This window comes from Nocardioides zeae (assembly GCF_010686755.1).
GTDB lineage: Bacteria > Actinomycetota > Actinomycetes > Propionibacteriales > Nocardioidaceae > Nocardioides > Nocardioides zeae.
The window spans coordinates 89,862-105,039 of sequence record NZ_JAAGXA010000003.1 but is presented as its reverse complement, the minus strand read 5'-3'; the positions used below and the strand labels follow the sequence as shown (position 1 = coordinate 105,039).

The window sequence follows — 15,178 nt, the reverse complement described above, 5'->3', positions numbered from 1 at the left end:
GCCACCGGAGGCACCATGACGTTCCAGCCCACCGACGACCCGTTCGACGTCGCCGGCCTCGACCTGACCCCGTCGCCGCGGGCCCGCGAGCTGCGGGCCTCGCTCGTGGAGTTCATGAACGAGCACGTGTTCCCGGCGGAGGCGGACTACCACGCCTACCGGGCGGCCCGCGGGCCCGCGGACCACACGCTGCCGCCCGTCGTCGAGGACCTCAAGGCCGAGGCGCGCCGGCGGGGACTGTGGAACCTGTTCCTGCCGTCCTTCGGGGGCATCAGCCAGCTCGACTACGCGGGCCTCGCCGAGATCACCGGCTGGAGCCTCGAGCTGGCCCCGGAGGCGATCAACGGGCAGGCGCCCGACACCGGCAACATGGAGCTGCTCCACCTCTTCGCGACCGAGGAGCAGCGCACCCGCTGGCTCGAGCCGCTGCTCGAGGGCACGGTGCGCTCCGCGTTCGCGATGACGGAGATCGCGGTGGCCTCGAGCGACGCGACCAACATCGAGACGCGCATCGAGCGCGACGGCGACGAGTACGTGGTCAACGGGCGCAAGTGGTGGACCTCGGGCGCGGCCGACCCGCGGTGCGAGCTGCTCGTCGTCATGGGCAAGACCGACCCGGAGGCCGCGAAGCACCGCCAGCAGTCGATGGTGCTCGTCCCGACCGACACCCCGGGCGTCGAGATCGTGCGCGACGTGCCGGTGTTCGGCCGCCACGACCAGCACGGTCACTGCGAGGTGTCGTTCACCGACGTGCGCGTCCCCGTCTCGGCGATCCTCGGGGAGGAGGGCGCGGGCTTCGCGCTGGCCCAGGCGCGCCTCGGCCCCGGTCGGATCCACCACTGCATGCGCGCCCTGGGTGCCGCCGAGCGCGCCCTCGACCTGCTGGTACGCCGCGCCACGAGCCGCGTCGCGTTCGGCAAGCCGCTCGCGGAGCAGGGCATGGTGCAGCGCGACATCGCCGAGTCGCGGATCGCCATCGACCAGGCCCGCCTGCTGTGCCAGCACGCCGCCGCGGTCATCGACGCCCACGGCAACAAGGCCGCGGCGTCGCTGGTCTCCATGGCCAAGGTCGCGGTGCCCCGCGTGGCGCTCGACGTCATCGACCGCGCCATCCAGGTGCACGGCGGCGCCGGCGTGAGCGACGACGTGCCGCTCACCGCCATGTACGGCTGGCACCGCGCCATGCGCATCTTCGACGGCCCCGACGAGGTGCACCTGCGCGGCATCGCCCGGGCCGAGCCGGGACGGACCCGCGTCCTGGACCCCACGGGCCACCGCGACCGGTGACCGTCCCCGGTGGACCGTCCCCGGTGACAGTAAGGTGCTCGGCATGACCAAGTGGGAGTACCAGGTGGCGCCGATTCCGCTCCACAACGAGGCGCTGATGCTGAACAACTTCGGCCAGGACGGGTGGGAGCTCGTCACCATCCAGACCAACGCGCAGGGCGGGCTCATCGCCTTCCTCAAGCGCCCCCAGGGCTGACCGCGATGACGCACCCCGAGGAGCGGCTCGCCGCCCTGGGTCTCGCGGTCCCCGAGGTCGCGAAGCCCGTGGCGGCCTACGTCCCGGCGGTCCGCAGCGGTGACCACGTCTTCACGTCCGGGCAGCTGCCCATGCGCGGCGGCGAGCTCATGGTCACCGGCAAGGTCGGCGGGGAGGTCGACCCCGAGGAGGCCCGGGCGTGCGCCCAGCAGTGCGCGCTCAACGCGCTGGCCGCGGTGAAGGCGGAGATCGGTGACCTCTCCCTGGTGAAGCGCATCGTCAAGGTCGTCGTCTTCGTGGCCTCGACCCCCGACTTCACGGGGCAGCCGCAGGTCGCCAACGGCGCCTCCGAGCTGTTCGGCCAGGTCTTCGGCGACGCCGGCGTCCACGCGCGGTCCGCCGTCGGGGTGCCGGTGCTGCCCCTCGACTCGCCCGTCGAGGTCGAGCTCGTCGTCGAGGTCTGAGGAGGGCTCGTGCGCATCCCGCTTCCCCCCGTCCCGCTGGACCCCGAGGTCGTGGCCCGCGCCCAGGAGTACGCCGCGGGCGAGCGCACCCCGGCCGAGCCGCGTGACGCGGCGACGGTCGTGCTCATGCGGGAGGGGAGGGGCGACGTACCGGGGCCGGAGGTCTACCTCCTGCGGCGGCAGACCTCGATGGCGTTCGCCGCGGGGATGGCCGTCTTCCCGGGCGGGGGCGTCGACCCGCGCGACTTCGACGCCGACCTGTCCCGTGACGCGTGGGCGGGTCCGTCGCCGGCCGACTGGGCCGCGCGGCTCGGGGTCGACGAGCACCTCGCGCTGGCCCTCGTGTGCGCGGCGGTGCGGGAGACGTTCGAGGAGTCCGGCGTGCTCCTGGCCGGCCCGTCCGCCGACGAGGTCGTCGCCGACACCACGGGTGACGACTGGGAGGCCGACCGCGTGGCGCTCGAGTCGCGGGAGCTGGCGTTCACGGCGTTCCTGGCCCGGCGCGGGCTCGTCGTGCGCACCGATCTGCTGGGCCTCTGGGACGCCTGGACGACGCCGGTCTTCGAGCCGCGCCGGTTCCGCACGTGGTTCTTCGTCGCCGCCCTGCCCGAGGGCCAGCGCACCCGCGACGTCTCGAGCGAGTCGTCCTCCGTGGTCTGGCTGCCCGCGGCCACGGCCGTCGCGCAGGCCGAGGCCGACGAGCTCGCGATGATGCCGCCGACCTACCTGACCTGCCTCGACGTGGCGGCGCAGGACGACCCTGCCGCGGCGCTCGCCGAGGCGGCGACCCGCGAGGCCGCCATGTTCACCCCCACCATCGAGCGGCTGGACGACGCCGGCGACCGGTGGACGATGTCGATGCCCGACCGCATGCGTCCCCTCGTCGCCGCGCGCCGCGGGTCGTCGTCGTGATGAGCGACTGGACGGGTGGGTCCTTCGGCGCTCGCGCCCGGTGCGTGCTCGCCCCCAACGCGGGTCCGATGACGCTCGACGGCACCAACACGTGGGTGCTGCGGGAGCCCGGGGGCAGCCGGTCGGTCGTCATCGACCCCGGTCCGACCGACCCCGGCCACCTCGACGCCATCGTCGAGGCCGCCGACGGGCGGATCGGCGCCATCCTGCTCACCCACCACCACCACGACCACTCCGAGGCGGCGAAGGCCTTCGCCGAGCGGGTCGGCTGCGGCGTGCGGGCGCTCGACCCGGCGTACCGGCTCGGTGCGGAGGGTCTCGGCGACGGGGACGTCGTCGAGGTCGACGGCCTGGAGCTGCACGTCGTCGGCACGCCCGGGCACACCGCCGACTCGCTGTCGTTCGTGCTGCCCGCGGAGCGGGCCGTGCTGACGGGCGACACGGTGCTCGGGCGCGGCACGACGGTGGTCGCGCACCCCGACGGCTCCCTGGGGGCCTACCTCGACTCGCTCGACCGGCTGCACGCGCTGGCGGAGCGCGAGGAGGCGCAGGTCGTGTGGCCGGGCCACGGGCCGGTCATCGACGACGCGCTGGCGGCGCTCGACCACTACATCGCCCACCGGCGCGACCGGCTGGCGCAGGTCGAGGCCGCGGTCACGGCGCTCGAGGCGGACCCGGCCGACACGCTGCCGCGACGCGTGGTCGAGACGGTCTACGCCGACGTCGACCCCGTGCTGTGGGGAGCCGCCGAGCTCAGCGTGCGGGCCCAGCTGGCGTACCTCGGCCGCTTGGGCTGAGGCCCCGGACGCGGGTCAGCGCGCGCGGCGGGAGAGCCGCTCGATGTCCATGATCACGACGGAGCGGGGCTCGAGGCGGAGCCAGCCGCGCGAGGTGAAGTCGGCGAGCGCCTTGTTCACGGTCTCGCGGGAGGCGCCGACGAGCTGGGCCAGCTCCTCCTGCGTGAGGTCGTGGTGGACGTGGACGCCGTCGTCGGCCGTGCGGCCGAAGCGGTCCGCCAGGTCGATGAGTGCCTTGGCCACGCGGCCCGGCACGTCGGAGAACACGAGGTCGGCGACGACGTCGTTGGCCTTGCGGAGGCGGGCGGCCAGCTGCGAGAGCAGGCCGCGGGCGACGACGGGCCGGCCCTCGATCCAGAGCTGCAGGTCCTCGTGGGAGAGCGACGCGAAGGTCGACTCGGTCACCGCGGTGACCGTGGCGGAGCGGGGGCCCGGGTCGAAGAGCGACAGCTCGCCGAACATCTGGCCGGGACCGAGGATCGCCAGGAGGTTCTCGCGGCCGTCGGCCGACGTGCGACCCAGCTTCACCTTGCCCTCGAGCACGACGTAGAGCTTGTCGCCGGAGTCGCCCTCGTGGAAGAGCACCTCGCCGCGGCGCAGCCGGGTCTCGGCCAGCGACGGCACCAGCGACTCGATCGAGTCGTCGTCGAGCGCGCTGAACAGCGGCGCCTGACGCAGAACGTCGATGTCCACAACAGCCTCCAGGTGGAACGTGTCTCGTCGCCACGGACGAGGGACCGTCGTGGCCTCCGTGCATCCTAGTCCGCTGTGACCTCCGCGTCGCGCACCGACCGGCTCGCCGGGCGGGTGTCGGTGGCGACCCGTACCCTGTGCGGGTGCCCGACGTCGCCCTGGTCCGTCGCGCCCGGAAGGTCAACCGGGTGCTCGCGGAGACCTACCCCGACGCGCGTTGCGAGCTCGACTTCGACGACGCGTTCCAGCTGCTCGTGGTCACCGTGCTGTCCGCGCAGACCACCGACAAGCGGGTCAACGCGGTGCGCCCCACCCTCGTCGCGGCCTACCCGGACGCGGCGGCGATGGCCGGCGCCGACCGCGCCCACCTCGAGCAGATCGTGGGTCCGCTGGGCTTCTTCCGCGCCAAGACCGACGCGCTGCTGCGGCTCTCCCAAGCGCTGGTCGAGAAGCACGACGGCCAGGTGCCGGCCCGGCTCGACGACCTCGTCCAGCTCCCCGGCGTGGGCCGCAAGACCGCCAACGTCGTGCTCGGCAACGCGTTCGGCATCCCCGGGATCACGGTCGACACGCACTTCGGCCGGCTCGCGCGCCGGCTGGGGTGGACCGAGCTGACCGACCCGGTGAAGGTCGAGCACGAGATCGGCGCGCTCTTCCCCAAGGCCGACTGGACGATGCTGTCCCACCACCTCATCTGGCACGGTCGCCGCCGCTGCCACGCCAAGCGGCCCGCCTGCGGCGCCTGCCCGGTGGCGCGCTGGTGCCCGTCCTTCGGCGACGAGGGACCGACCGACCCCGTCGAGGCGCTCAAGCTCGTGCGCACCGAGGGGCGGGCATGAGGACGGGCACGGAGCCGGGCCGGCGGCGTACGTCGCGGTTCGCCGCCGCCGCGCTCGCGCTCGTGGCCCTCGCGGGGTGCACGTCGGGCGGGGCGGACGAGGAGGGCGACCCGTACATGGTGGAGCCCCGGGCCCCGGGTGCGCCGGACATCGACTACGACAGCCCCGAGCTGCAGGACGCGCGGGCCGCGGCCGGCATCGAGGCCTGCGCGCCCGGTGACCGCACGACCGGCCCGGCGGTGCTGCCGGACCTGACGTTGCCCTGCCTGGGTGGCGGCGAGGCCGTCGACCTCAGCACGTTCGAGGGTCCGCTGCTCGTCAACGTGTGGGCCAGCTTCTGCACGCCGTGCCTCAAGGAGCTCCCCGCCCTGCAGCAGTTCCACGAGCAGTACGGCGACGAGGTCACCGTGCTCGGCGTCGACTACAACGAGACGAGTCCGGCGGAGGCCATCGCCCTGCTGCAGGAGACGGGGGCGACCTACCCGCAGCTGATCGACGTCGAGCTCGAGCTCGGCACGCGGGAGCCGTTCGTGCCGCTGCGGGCGATCCCCATGACCGTGGTCGTGGACGCCGAGGGCGAGGTCACCGTCCTGCCGCAGAGCTTCGACGACCTCGACGACCTGCTCGATGCCGTCGCAGGCCCGCTGGGGCTCGAGCGGTGACCGCCACGCGCGACGACCAGGTGCCCGACTGGCTGCGTCCGGTCACCGACGCGCTCACGGAGATCCGCGCCGAGCACCTCACGGCCTTCACGCCGCCGCCGGGCTCCGAACCCCGCGAGGGTGCGGTGCTCATGGTCTTCGCCGAGGGCGACCGCGGCCCCGAGCTGCTGCTCACCGAGCGCGCCCACGACATGCGCTCCCACCCCGGCCAGGTCTCCTTCCCCGGCGGCTCGCTGGACCCGGGGGAGACCCACGAGCAGGCCGCCCTCCGCGAGGCGTGGGAGGAGATCGGGCTCGATCCCGCCTCCGTGCACGTGGTGGGTCGCCTCCCCGAGCTCTGGCTGCCCCCCAGCAACTTCGCCGTGGTGCCCGTCGTCGCGTGGTGGGCCTCGCCCGGCTCCGTGTCGGTGCGCAGCCCGCGCGAGGTGCACGCCATCCACCGGGTGGCGATCGCGGACCTCGTGGACGCGCGCTGGCGCCGTACGATCCGGGGACCGTCGGGGTGGTCCTCCCCGGGCTTCCTCATCGGCCCCGACCACGACGTCGTGCTGTGGGGGTTCACCGGCGGGATCATCGCCCGGCTGCTCGACTTCATCGGCTGGAGCGAGCCCTGGGACGAGACGTTGACGGCGGAGCTCCCGTCCTACATGTTCTCCGGGGTGGAGCGGGCCACGGACCGCCGAGCGGAGCCGCGGGTGCCCCCGATGGCCGACATCGAGGAGACCGACGCGTGAACTGGCTCGACTGGCTGCTCCTGGTGCTGGTGGCGACGTACGCGTTGTCGGGGTACTGGCAGGGCTTCATCACCGGCGCCTTCGCGACCGTCGGCCTCCTGGCTGGCGGCGTCGCGGGCATCGTCATCGCCCCGCTGCTGCTGGGCAACGCGGACCCGGGGCTCGCGGTGTCCCTCGGAGCGCTCTTCGTCGTCATCCTGTGCGCGTCGATCGGGCAGGCGAGCTTCCAGTTCTTCGGCGCGATGGCGCGCGACCGCATCACGTGGCAGCCCGCGCGTGCCGTCGACGCGGTCGGTGGCGCGGCGCTGAGCGTCGTGGCCGTGCTGCTCGTGGCGTGGGCCCTCGGTGTCGCGGTGTCGGGCACCCGCATCGGCGGGGTCACGGAGGCGGTGCGCGGGTCGGCCGTGCTGAGCCGCGTCGACAGCGTGCTCCCGGGCCAGGCCGACCGCCTGCTGGGGGCGTTCAACAGCGTGGTGGGGTCGTCGTTCTTCCCGCAGTACCTCGAGCCGTTCGCCCCCGAGCGGATCGTCGAGGTCGACCCCGGAGACCCGACGACCCTCAACGAGGTCGGGGTCGTGCAGGCGCAGGCGCGGGTGCTGAAGATCCGCGGGGACAACTCCTGCGGCCGCGGCGTGGAGGGCACCGGGTTCCTGTACGGCGACGACCGCCTCATGACGAACGCGCACGTGGTCGCGGGCGTCGACGAGCCGCGGGTCGAGCTCAACGGCGAGTGGGTCGACGCGACGGTGGTGCTCTACGACCCGCAGACCGACGTCGCGGTGCTGGCGCTGGACGACGCCGGCCTCGAGCCGCTGGCGTTCGCCGAGGGCGCGGAGGGGGAGAGCGTGGCGATCCTGGGGTACCCGCAGGACGGTCCCTACGACCAGCAGCCGGCGCGCATCCGTGACGCCCAGCAGCTGCGCTCGCCCGACATCTACGGCAACGACACGGTCGTGCGCGACGTCTACTCCCTGCGCGGCCTCGTGCGCCCCGGCAACTCGGGTGGCCCGATCGTCAACGCGTCGGGCGAGGTCGTCGGCGTCATCTTCGCGGCGTCGGTGACCGACGCCGACACGGGCTACGCGCTCACCACCGGCCAGGTGGCCGACGCCGCTGCCGCCGGCATCGCCAGCGGCGCCGCGGTCCGCAGGGGCGCCGGCGCGCGCTTATGCGGCGCCTAGTTGTCACGTACGCCGCGGTGTGGGGTCGAGCTGGGTCGTGCGACGCGGCGTACGTGACAACTCGACGCACCACCCATGACGTCGTCGAGCGGGGGAGCGTCAGGCCTTGCCCTTCAGGGCGCCCGGGATCTCCTTGGCCGTGCGGATGGTGCGCTCGGGCGCCCGCACCTGCTTGACCTTCTTGATGCCGAGCAGCACGAACAGCGCCGTGATCGCCAGGTAGGCGCCCGTCACGATGAGGTAGGCCCAGTGCAGCGCCAGGCCGTCGCCGTTCCAGTGGATGAGGTAGACGAACGCCAGCGACAGCAGGATCACGGCGAGCATCGCGACGAACCCGGCGACGACGAAGAAGGCGATCCCGACGCCGCCGAACTTCACCGAGACCTTGAGCTCGGACTTCGCGAGCTCGATCTCCTTCTTGACCAGGGTCGAGATGTCGCGGCTCGCGTCGGCGACGAGCTGGCCGATGGTGGGCTCGTCGTCCTTGGCCGGCTGGGTCGTCATGGGCATCCCTCTGCAGGTGGCTCTCGGTTGGTCTCTCGAGCGGCGGAGCACCGCTGCGGCGACCCTACAACCCGGGCGTGACCCGGCACCTGCGTGCCGGGCCACACCGTGGTCAGTCGCCGCTGCTCGACGAGAGACCCTTCGAGATGAGGTCCATCACCGACGAGTCGGCGAGCGTGGTGACGTCCCCGACCTCGCGCTTCTCGGCGACGTCGCGCAGCAGGCGGCGCATGATCTTGCCGGAGCGCGTCTTCGGCAGCTCGGGCACGACCATCACCTGGCGCGGCTTCGCGATCGGGCCGATCTCCTTCGCGACGTGCGTGCGGAGCTCCTGCACGATGTCGGCGCCGCCGTCGCCCGCCTCCTCGCGGAGGATGACGAACGCGCAGACCGCCTGGCCGGTGGTGTCGTCGGCCGCGCCGACGACGGCCGCCTCGGCGACCTTCGGGTGCGACACGAGCGCCGACTCGATCTCGGTGGTGGACAGCCGGTGGCCGGAGACGTTCATGACGTCGTCGACGCGGCCCAGCAGCCAGATCGCCCCGTCCTCGTCGAGCTTCGCCCCGTCGCCCGCGAAGTAGTAGCCGAGGTCGCCGAAGTGGGACCAGTAGGTGTCCTTGTAGCGCTCGTCGTCGCCCCAGATGGTGCGGAGCATGCCGGGCCACGGGGACGTGACGACCAGCAGGCCGCCCTCGCCGTTGCCGACGGGCTTGCCGTCGTTGTCGACGACGGCGACCTCGATGCCGGGCACCGCGGCCATGGCGGAGCCGGGCTTCGCCTCGGTGACGCCGGGCATCGGCGAGATCATGTGGCCGCCGGTCTCGGTCTGCCACCAGGTGTCGACGATGGGCGCGGAGCCCGCGCCGATGTTCTCGCGGTACCAGACGTAGGCCTCGGGGTTGATCGACTCGCCCACCGAGCCGAGGAGGCGGAGGCTGGAGAGGTCGTACTCCTCCGGGATCTCCTTGCCCCACTTCATGAAGGTGCGGATGGCGGTGGGCGCCGTGTAGAGGATCGTCGCCTTGGTCTGCTGCACGATCTCCCACCAGCGGCCCTTGTGGGGCGAGTCCGGCGTGCCCTCGTAGAGCACCTGCGTGGCCGCGTTCGCCGTCGGGCCGTAGACGATGTAGGTGTGCCCGGTGACCCAGCCGATGTCGGCGGTGCACCAGTAGACGTCGGTCTCCGGCTTGTGGTCGAACGTGCCCCAGAACGTGTACGCGGCCTGCGTCAGGTAGCCGCCCGACGTGTGGAGGATGCCCTTCGGCTTGCCCGTCGTGCCGGAGGTGTACATGACGTAGAGCGGGTGCTCGGCGTCGAACAGCTCGGGGGTGTGCTCGGTGGAGGCGCCGGCGACGACGTCGTCCCACCAGACGTCGCGACCCTCGGCCCACGACCCCTCGGGCAGGTCCTGCCCGGTGCGCTTGACGACGAGCACCTTCTCGACCGGCGAGGCGTCGCCGAGCTTGGCCAGGGCCTCGTCGACCGCGGGCTTGAGCGCGGAGGGGGTGCCGCGGCGGTAGCCGCCGTCGGACGTGATGACGGCCGTGGCGCCGAAGCCGTCGATGCGGCTGGCGAGGGCGTCGGAGGAGAAGCCGCCGAACACCACGGTGTGGGGCGCGCCGAGGCGGGCGCACGCCAGCATGGCGACGACGGCCTCGGGGATCATCGGCATGTAGATCGCGACGGCGTCGCCCGCCTGCACGCCGAGGTCGGTGAGCGCGTTCGCCGCCTGCGACACGAGGTCCTTCAGCTCGCCGTACGTGATGTCCCGCGTGTCGCCCGGCTCGCCCACGAAGTGGAACGCGACGCGGTCGCCGAGGCCGTTCTCGACGTGCCGGTCGACGCAGTTGTACGCGACGTTCAGCTTGCCGCCCGTGAACCACTTCGCGAAGGGCGGGTTCGACCAGTCCAGCACCTCGGTGAAGGGCTCGCCCCAGCTGAGGCGCTCGGCCTGCTTCGCCCAGAAGGCGAGCCGGTCGGCTGCAGCCTCGTCGTACGTCGCCTGCGTGACGTTGGCGGCGGCCGCCAGCTCGGCGGGCGGGGCGAAGCGCCGCTCCTCCTTGAGCAGGTTGGACAGGTTCTCGCTCACGTCTTCTCTCCTCGATCGTTCGGTGGCCCGGGGGGCCGGGCAGCTCGTCAGGTCGTACGTCGCGGTCTCCTCGCCAGCCTAGGCCGGGCGCCGGTCCGGACGAGACCTGCGTCACCCTCGTCCGGACCAGCGTCGTACGTCGTGGGTTGCGCCCGCGTTGCGGTGCGGGCGCAACCCACGGGACCCGTGCGGGACCGCGCCGGGGTCAGTGCTGCGCCGCTCCCTCGGCACCCGCGCCCGTGAGGGCGCGGACCTCGAGCTCGGTGTAGAGCTGCTCGGCCGCGGTCTCCCGCAGCGTCAGGGTGCCGATGATGCCGAGCAGGAAGCCGACCGGGATCGACACGACGCCCGGGTTGTTGAGCGGGAAGATCGCGAAGTCGGCGTTGGGGAGCAGCGACGTCTCCTCGCCCGAGGTGACCGGGGAGAGGAGCACCAGGCCGACGGAGGCGATGAGGCCGCCGTAGATGCTCCAGGTGGCGCCCCGCGTGTTGAACCGCTTCCAGAACATGTTGAAGAGGATCGACGGGAGGTTGGCCGAGGCCGCCACCGCGAAGGCGAGCGCCACGAGGAACGCGATGTTGAGCCGCTGCGCCGGGATGGCCAGGGCGATGGCGATCGCGCCGATGACGATGGCCGAGATCTTCGCGACGCGCACCTCCTGCTTCTCGGTGACCTCCTGGTCGCGCTTGAAGACGCCCTTGTAGAGGTCGTGCGCCATGGAGGAGGACGACGCGAGCGTGAGGCCGGCGACGACCGCGAGGATGGTTGCGAACGCGACGGCGGCGATGAGGGCCAGCAGCACGGCACCGCCGACCGAGCCCTCGCCTCCGCCGACCTCCTGGGCCAGCAGCGGGGAGGCCAGGTTGCCGGTCTTGCCCGCCTCGGAGGTGTCGATGAGGGCGGCAGCGCCGAAGCCGAGCACCAGGGTCATCAGGTAGAAGGCGCCGATGAGGCCGATCGCCCACAGCACCGACTTCCGCGCGTCCTGCGCGGTCGGCACCGTGTAGAAGCGGATGAGGATGTGGGGCAGGCCCGCGGTGCCGAGCACGAGCGCGATGCCGAGCGACAGGAAGTCGAGGCGGTCCAGGAACGTGGTGCCGTACTGCAGGCCGGGCTGCAGGAACGCGTCGCCCTGGCCGGAGCGGTCGGCGGCCTCGCCGAGGAGCGCCGACAGGTTGAAGTCGAACTTGAGCAGCACCAGGAAGACGATGAGCGCCGAGCCGGCCATGAGCAGCACGGCCTTGATGATCTGCACGTAGGTCGTGCCCTTCATGCCGCCGACCGTGACGTAGAAGATCATCAGGGCGCCGACGCCGACGATGACGATGTTCTTGACGGCCTCGCTGTCGACGCCGAGGAGCAGGGCGACGAGCGTGCCGGCGCCGACCATCTGCGCGAGCAGGTAGAAGATCGACACGATGACGGTCGACGTGGCCGCGGCCGTGCGCACGGGTCGTTGCCGCATGCGGAAGGCCAGCTGGTCGGCCATCGTGTAGCGGCCGGCGTTGCGCAGCATCTCGGCCACGAGCAGCAGCGCGACGAGCCAGGCGACGAGGAAGCCGATCGAGTAGAGGAACCCGTCGTAGCCGTAGAGCGCGATCGCCCCGGAGATGCCGAGGAACGAGGCGGCCGACATGTAGTCGCCGCCGATCGCGAGACCGTTCTGGAAGCCCGAGAAGGACCGGCCGCCGGAGTAGAAGTCCGCGGCGGTCTTGGTCTGCCGGCTCGCCCAGAGCGTCACGCCGATGGTGATGGCGACGACGAAGAGGAAGAGCGAGGTGGTGAGGAACTGCTGGTTCATCGGCGGGTCCCCTCGTGGAAGCGCTGCTCGAGGTCCCGCGCGAGCGGGTCGAGGTGGGTGCGGGAGTGGCGCGCGTAGAGGAACGCGATGCCGAAGGTGGTGACGAACTGGAGGAGCCCGAAGAGGAGCAGCAGGTTGATGTTGCCGACGACCTTCGTGTTCATGAAGTCGCCGCCCCAGTTGGAGAGCACGACGTAGCTGAGGTACCAGACCAGGAACGCCGCGGTCCACGGCAGCACGAACGAGCGGTAGCGGCGACGCAGCTCGGCGAACTGCTCGGTGTCGTGCAGCTCGCGGTAGATCGGCTCCGACTGCGAGCGGTAGTTCCGCTCGGACGCATCAGACATGGGCCCTCCTTCGGGTGTGAGCGCCGTCACGCTACGAGTGGCGGCGGTCACGCCGGAACGCTGCGGGCCGGGCCCGTCGCCGGGCGGACGGGCCGCGTCGGCGAACGGTCGTCCGTCGGCGACGAACGGTCGGCGTACGGCGCGTGGCCCGGCCCGCGGGGCGGCCTGCGGGCGGTGCGCGGGCGGTGCGCGGTCGGTGTGCGGGTCGGTGCCACGCGCCGGGTGGGCCGCGGTGACAGGATGGGGCCATGCGGGTCCACCACGCCGTCGCCGGCGTCCTCCGCCCCCGGTTCGCCGCCCGAGCGATCTGCCACGTGCTGGTCGTGGAGCACGAGGCGGGACTGGTGCTCGTGGACGCGGGCTTCGGCACCGCTGACCTCGCCGACCCCCGTCGGCTGGGCCCGATGGGTCGCGCCCTGCGCCCCGACCGCGACCCGAGCACGACGGCCCTCGCGGCCGTGCTGGCGCTCGGCTTCTCGGCGGAGGCGGTGACCCACGTCGTGCTCACCCACCTCGACTTCGACCACGCGGGCGGGCTCTCCGACTTCCCGCACGCGGTCGTGCACACGACGGCGGAGGAGTGGGCGGCGGCCACGGTCGCGACCCACGCCCCGGAGCGCCTGCGCTACAAGCCGGTGCAGTGGGCGACCACGAGCGACGTCCGCCGCTACGCCGGCGCGGGGGAGCCGTGGCGCCACGACCTGACCGGCCACGAGGTGCTGCCGGGGATCACCCTCGTGCCGATGGTCGGGCACACCCGCGGGCACGCGATCGTCGCGGTCGAGGGCGACGACGGGCTCGTCGTGCACGCGGGGGACGCCGCCTTCGACGCGAGCGCGTACGGCGCGCGTCACGCCACCACCGGCAAGCCGCTGCGCCGCGTGCCGCCGATGCGTGCCTTCGAGGTGGCCGCGTCGCGGCAGCCCTGGCGGATCCGTGGCAACCACGCCGCCCTGCGGCGCCTCCAGGAGGCCGAGGGCGTGACGGTGGTCAACGCCCACGACCCCCGGGTCTTCCCGGGCGAGGCCTAGGCCCCTCAGGCCACCGGCAGCTGCACCGCGAAGATCGCGCCGCCCTCCGGGTGGCGGCGGTACGTCGCGGTGCCGCCCTGCGCCTCGGCGAGGATCCGCACGACGTACAGCCCGAGGCCGGTGCCGGTCGCCACCGAGCTCGCCGGTCGGGAGAACTCGCGGAACAGGTGCGGCTCGAAGTCCTCGGGCACGCCCGGGCCGCGGTCGACGACCTCGATGCGGACGGTGCGCCCGCCCGTGCCGGGCCGCACGGCGACCTGGACCGGAGCCGCGCCGTACCGGGTCGCGTTGCTGAGGAGGTTCCCGAGCATCTGCTCGAGGCGCAGCGGGTCGGCCCAGGCGGCGGGGACCTCGGTGAGGTCGAGCCCGATCCCGTCGTGCCCCTCGAACAGGTCGGCGAGGAGGGCGGGCACGTCCACGCGGTGCAGGTCGACGTGCAGGGTGCCCCGGTGCACCTGGGTCGAGGTGAACAGGTCGGCGGTGACGCGGTCGAGCTGGGCGACCTGGCGCTTCACGGAGCGGTACAGCTGCTCCTGGTCGGCCTCGCTCAGCGTGGCGAGGCCCCAGGAGACGGCCTCGACCGCTCCGTCGATGACGGCGATCGGGCCGCGGAGCTCGTGTGCCGCGGTCGCGATCGCGCGGCGGAGCAGGCCGACGTCCTCGGCGGTCGAGTCGAGGTAGACGAAGATGGTCGTGCCGGCGCGGCGCAGCGTGGCGCGCACGGTGCCGGCGTCGACGAGGGCCTCGAAGACGGCGTCGTTCTCGTGGCGGTGGGTGGCGACGTGGTGGGCCAGCCCGGGGGCGGTGAGGCTCAGCAGCGAGCCCACGTCGGGCGAGCCGCCGAGCAGCCGCCGCGCGACCGGGTTGGCGAAGCGGATCCGGGGCGAGGCCTCCTCGGTCACCTCGAGCACCCCGACCGGGGCGTGCTCGAGGGCGGCCGCGGCGCCGGTCGACCGGTCCGCGCCCCCGGTGCGGTCGATGGGCGAGGGGCCGGAGCGCACGGGCCGCGACGTACCCTCCCCGGCCGGTCCCTGGGTGACGGCGACCGGCTGGCTCGGACGGCGGGTGAGGCCGCTGACCTCCTCGACGTAGGTGAGGATCGCGTGGAGCGAGGTCCCCTTCTGCACGTAGCCGTCGGCGCCCGCTGCGACGGCGCGCGACGCCATCTGCGTGGCGCCGAAGGCGGACATCGCGATGATCTTCGCGCGGGGCAGCGACCGCCGCAGCGTCGGCAGGGCCTCGAGGCCGTCCATCACGGGCATCGCGATGTCGAGCAGCACGATGTCGGGCACGGTGCGGCGGGCGACCTCGATGCCGGTGCGGCCGTCGGCGGCCTCGCCGACGACCTCGAACCCGCCCCGGGCGAGCACCAGGCGCAGCAGGTTCCGCAGGTCGGCGGTGTCGTCGACGACGACGACACGGCGGCCGGTGGTCGGACGGGCGGGGCCGGCGGGCTGGGACGGCGCGGCGGGGTCGGCGGCCGTGGGGGTTCCGCCGGGCAGGGGGCAGGGGTCGGTCGTGAGCATGGGTGGGGTCCGATCGTCCGAGGAGTGGCGCAACTCTCCCGTACGGAGAGGCTCGGCGCAGGCGGTTGCGGCGATCTGGCGCCTTCCGCTGGTGTGATCGCCGAAATTTCCTAGA

Annotated in this window: 16 protein-coding genes; 10 read left to right on the top strand and 6 right to left on the bottom strand. The window is 73.1% G+C overall.

The genetic code is table 11. The features are described 5' to 3' along the window. Window positions 1-15 precede the first annotated feature (15 nt). From G3T38_RS05535 to G3T38_RS05520, 5 genes are read left to right on the top strand one after another with little or no spacing between them, the layout of a single operon-like run. Entirely contained in the window at window positions 16-1,287 is a 1,272-nt protein-coding gene (locus tag G3T38_RS05535; RefSeq protein ID WP_163771104.1) for an acyl-CoA dehydrogenase family protein, read from the top strand. A 43-nt stretch (window positions 1,288-1,330) separates the two neighbouring features. Further along, the gene (locus G3T38_RS20855) at window positions 1,331-1,483 is read left to right on the top strand and encodes a Sp36 family protein (RefSeq protein ID WP_174267672.1); all 153 of its coding nucleotides are present in this window, start codon (window positions 1,331-1,333) and stop codon (window positions 1,481-1,483) included. 5 nt (window positions 1,484-1,488) lie between these two features. Further along, on the top strand, window positions 1,489-1,947 hold the full coding sequence (locus G3T38_RS05530; RefSeq protein WP_163771103.1) for a RidA family protein: 459 nt from the start codon (window positions 1,489-1,491) through the stop codon (window positions 1,945-1,947). A 9-nt stretch (window positions 1,948-1,956) separates the two neighbouring features. Continuing rightward, the gene (locus tag G3T38_RS05525) at window positions 1,957-2,859 is read left to right on the top strand and encodes an NUDIX hydrolase (protein WP_163771102.1); all 903 of its coding nucleotides are present in this window, start codon (window positions 1,957-1,959) and stop codon (window positions 2,857-2,859) included. Then, on the top strand, window positions 2,859-3,656 hold the full coding sequence (locus G3T38_RS05520) for an MBL fold metallo-hydrolase (protein WP_163771101.1): 798 nt from the start codon (window positions 2,859-2,861) through the stop codon (window positions 3,654-3,656). Before G3T38_RS05525 ends, G3T38_RS05520 begins: the two co-directional genes overlap by 1 nt. Before the next feature lie 15 nt (window positions 3,657-3,671). Here the strand turns inward: G3T38_RS05520 and G3T38_RS05515 are convergent, their stop codons facing one another. After that, on the bottom strand, window positions 3,672-4,349 hold the full coding sequence (locus tag G3T38_RS05515; RefSeq protein WP_163771100.1) for a cyclic nucleotide-binding domain-containing protein: 678 nt from the start codon (window positions 4,347-4,349) through the stop codon (window positions 3,672-3,674). 143 nt (window positions 4,350-4,492) lie between these two features. Between G3T38_RS05515 and nth the strand changes: the two genes are divergently transcribed. The 4 genes from nth to G3T38_RS05495 are packed head-to-tail and all read left to right on the top strand — an operon-like array spanning window position 4,493 to window position 7,765. Beyond that, window positions 4,493-5,188, top strand: a complete 696-nt coding sequence (nth, locus tag G3T38_RS05510) for an endonuclease III (RefSeq protein WP_338037486.1) — start codon at window positions 4,493-4,495, stop codon at window positions 5,186-5,188. Beyond that, window positions 5,185-5,850: a TlpA family protein disulfide reductase gene (locus G3T38_RS05505; RefSeq protein WP_163771098.1), complete on the top strand. Its 666-nt coding sequence runs from the start codon at window positions 5,185-5,187 to the stop codon at window positions 5,848-5,850. Before nth ends, G3T38_RS05505 begins: the two co-directional genes overlap by 4 nt. Further along, complete coding sequence (locus G3T38_RS05500; protein WP_338037485.1) at window positions 5,847-6,584, top strand: NUDIX hydrolase; 738 nt, start codon at window positions 5,847-5,849, stop codon at window positions 6,582-6,584. The genes G3T38_RS05505 and G3T38_RS05500 overlap by 4 nt, the downstream gene beginning before the upstream one ends. Further along, window positions 6,581-7,765: a MarP family serine protease gene (locus G3T38_RS05495; RefSeq protein ID WP_163771097.1), complete on the top strand. Its 1,185-nt coding sequence runs from the start codon at window positions 6,581-6,583 to the stop codon at window positions 7,763-7,765. The genes G3T38_RS05500 and G3T38_RS05495 overlap by 4 nt, the downstream gene beginning before the upstream one ends. 99 nt (window positions 7,766-7,864) lie before the next feature. Here the strand turns inward: G3T38_RS05495 and G3T38_RS05490 are convergent, their stop codons facing one another. From G3T38_RS05490 to G3T38_RS05475, 4 genes are all read right to left on the bottom strand, one after another. Further along, the gene (locus tag G3T38_RS05490; RefSeq protein ID WP_163771096.1) at window positions 7,865-8,269 is read right to left on the bottom strand and encodes a phage holin family protein; all 405 of its coding nucleotides are present in this window, start codon (window positions 8,267-8,269) and stop codon (window positions 7,865-7,867) included. 112 nt (window positions 8,270-8,381) lie between these two features. After that, window positions 8,382-10,358, bottom strand: coding sequence for an acetate--CoA ligase (gene acs, locus G3T38_RS05485; protein ID WP_163771095.1), 1,977 nt, complete (start codon window positions 10,356-10,358; stop codon window positions 8,382-8,384). Window positions 10,359-10,563: 205 nt separating this feature from the next. Continuing rightward, a complete protein-coding gene (locus tag G3T38_RS05480) occupies window positions 10,564-12,159 on the bottom strand; it encodes a solute symporter family protein (protein ID WP_163771094.1) in 1,596 nt (531 codons plus the stop codon). Continuing rightward, window positions 12,156-12,506, bottom strand: coding sequence for a DUF485 domain-containing protein (locus G3T38_RS05475; protein WP_163771093.1), 351 nt, complete (start codon window positions 12,504-12,506; stop codon window positions 12,156-12,158). The genes G3T38_RS05480 and G3T38_RS05475 overlap by 4 nt, the downstream gene beginning before the upstream one ends. Window positions 12,507-12,754: 248 nt before the next feature. Between G3T38_RS05475 and G3T38_RS05470 the strand changes: the two genes are divergently transcribed. After that, complete coding sequence (locus tag G3T38_RS05470) at window positions 12,755-13,537, top strand: MBL fold metallo-hydrolase (RefSeq protein ID WP_163771092.1); 783 nt, start codon at window positions 12,755-12,757, stop codon at window positions 13,535-13,537. 5 nt (window positions 13,538-13,542) lie between these two features. Here the strand turns inward: G3T38_RS05470 and G3T38_RS05465 are convergent, their stop codons facing one another. Continuing rightward, window positions 13,543-15,063 carry a response regulator gene (locus G3T38_RS05465; protein ID WP_163771091.1) on the bottom strand — a complete coding sequence of 507 codons (1,521 nt, stop codon included), beginning with the start codon at window positions 15,061-15,063 and terminating at the stop codon, window positions 13,543-13,545. Between the last annotated feature and the right edge of the window lie 115 nt (window positions 15,064-15,178).

Coding starts and splice junctions, on each gene's coding strand:
- G3T38_RS05490 (WP_163771096.1), bottom strand. CDS start 8,269: ATGACGACCCAGCCGGCCAAGGACGACGAGCCCACCATCGGCCAGCTC.
- G3T38_RS05530 (WP_163771103.1), top strand. CDS start 1,489: ATGACGCACCCCGAGGAGCGGCTCGCCGCCCTGGGTCTCGCGGTCCCC.
- G3T38_RS05480 (WP_163771094.1), bottom strand. CDS start 12,159: ATGAACCAGCAGTTCCTCACCACCTCGCTCTTCCTCTTCGTCGTCGCC.
- G3T38_RS05475 (WP_163771093.1), bottom strand. CDS start 12,506: ATGTCTGATGCGTCCGAGCGGAACTACCGCTCGCAGTCGGAGCCGATC.
- G3T38_RS05470 (WP_163771092.1), top strand. CDS start 12,755: ATGCGGGTCCACCACGCCGTCGCCGGCGTCCTCCGCCCCCGGTTCGCC.
- G3T38_RS20855 (WP_174267672.1), top strand. CDS start 1,331: ATGACCAAGTGGGAGTACCAGGTGGCGCCGATTCCGCTCCACAACGAG.
- G3T38_RS05520 (WP_163771101.1), top strand. CDS start 2,859: ATGAGCGACTGGACGGGTGGGTCCTTCGGCGCTCGCGCCCGGTGCGTG.
- G3T38_RS05505 (WP_163771098.1), top strand. CDS start 5,185: ATGAGGACGGGCACGGAGCCGGGCCGGCGGCGTACGTCGCGGTTCGCC.
- G3T38_RS05465 (WP_163771091.1), bottom strand. CDS start 15,063: ATGCTCACGACCGACCCCTGCCCCCTGCCCGGCGGAACCCCCACGGCC.
- G3T38_RS05535 (WP_163771104.1), top strand. CDS start 16: ATGACGTTCCAGCCCACCGACGACCCGTTCGACGTCGCCGGCCTCGAC.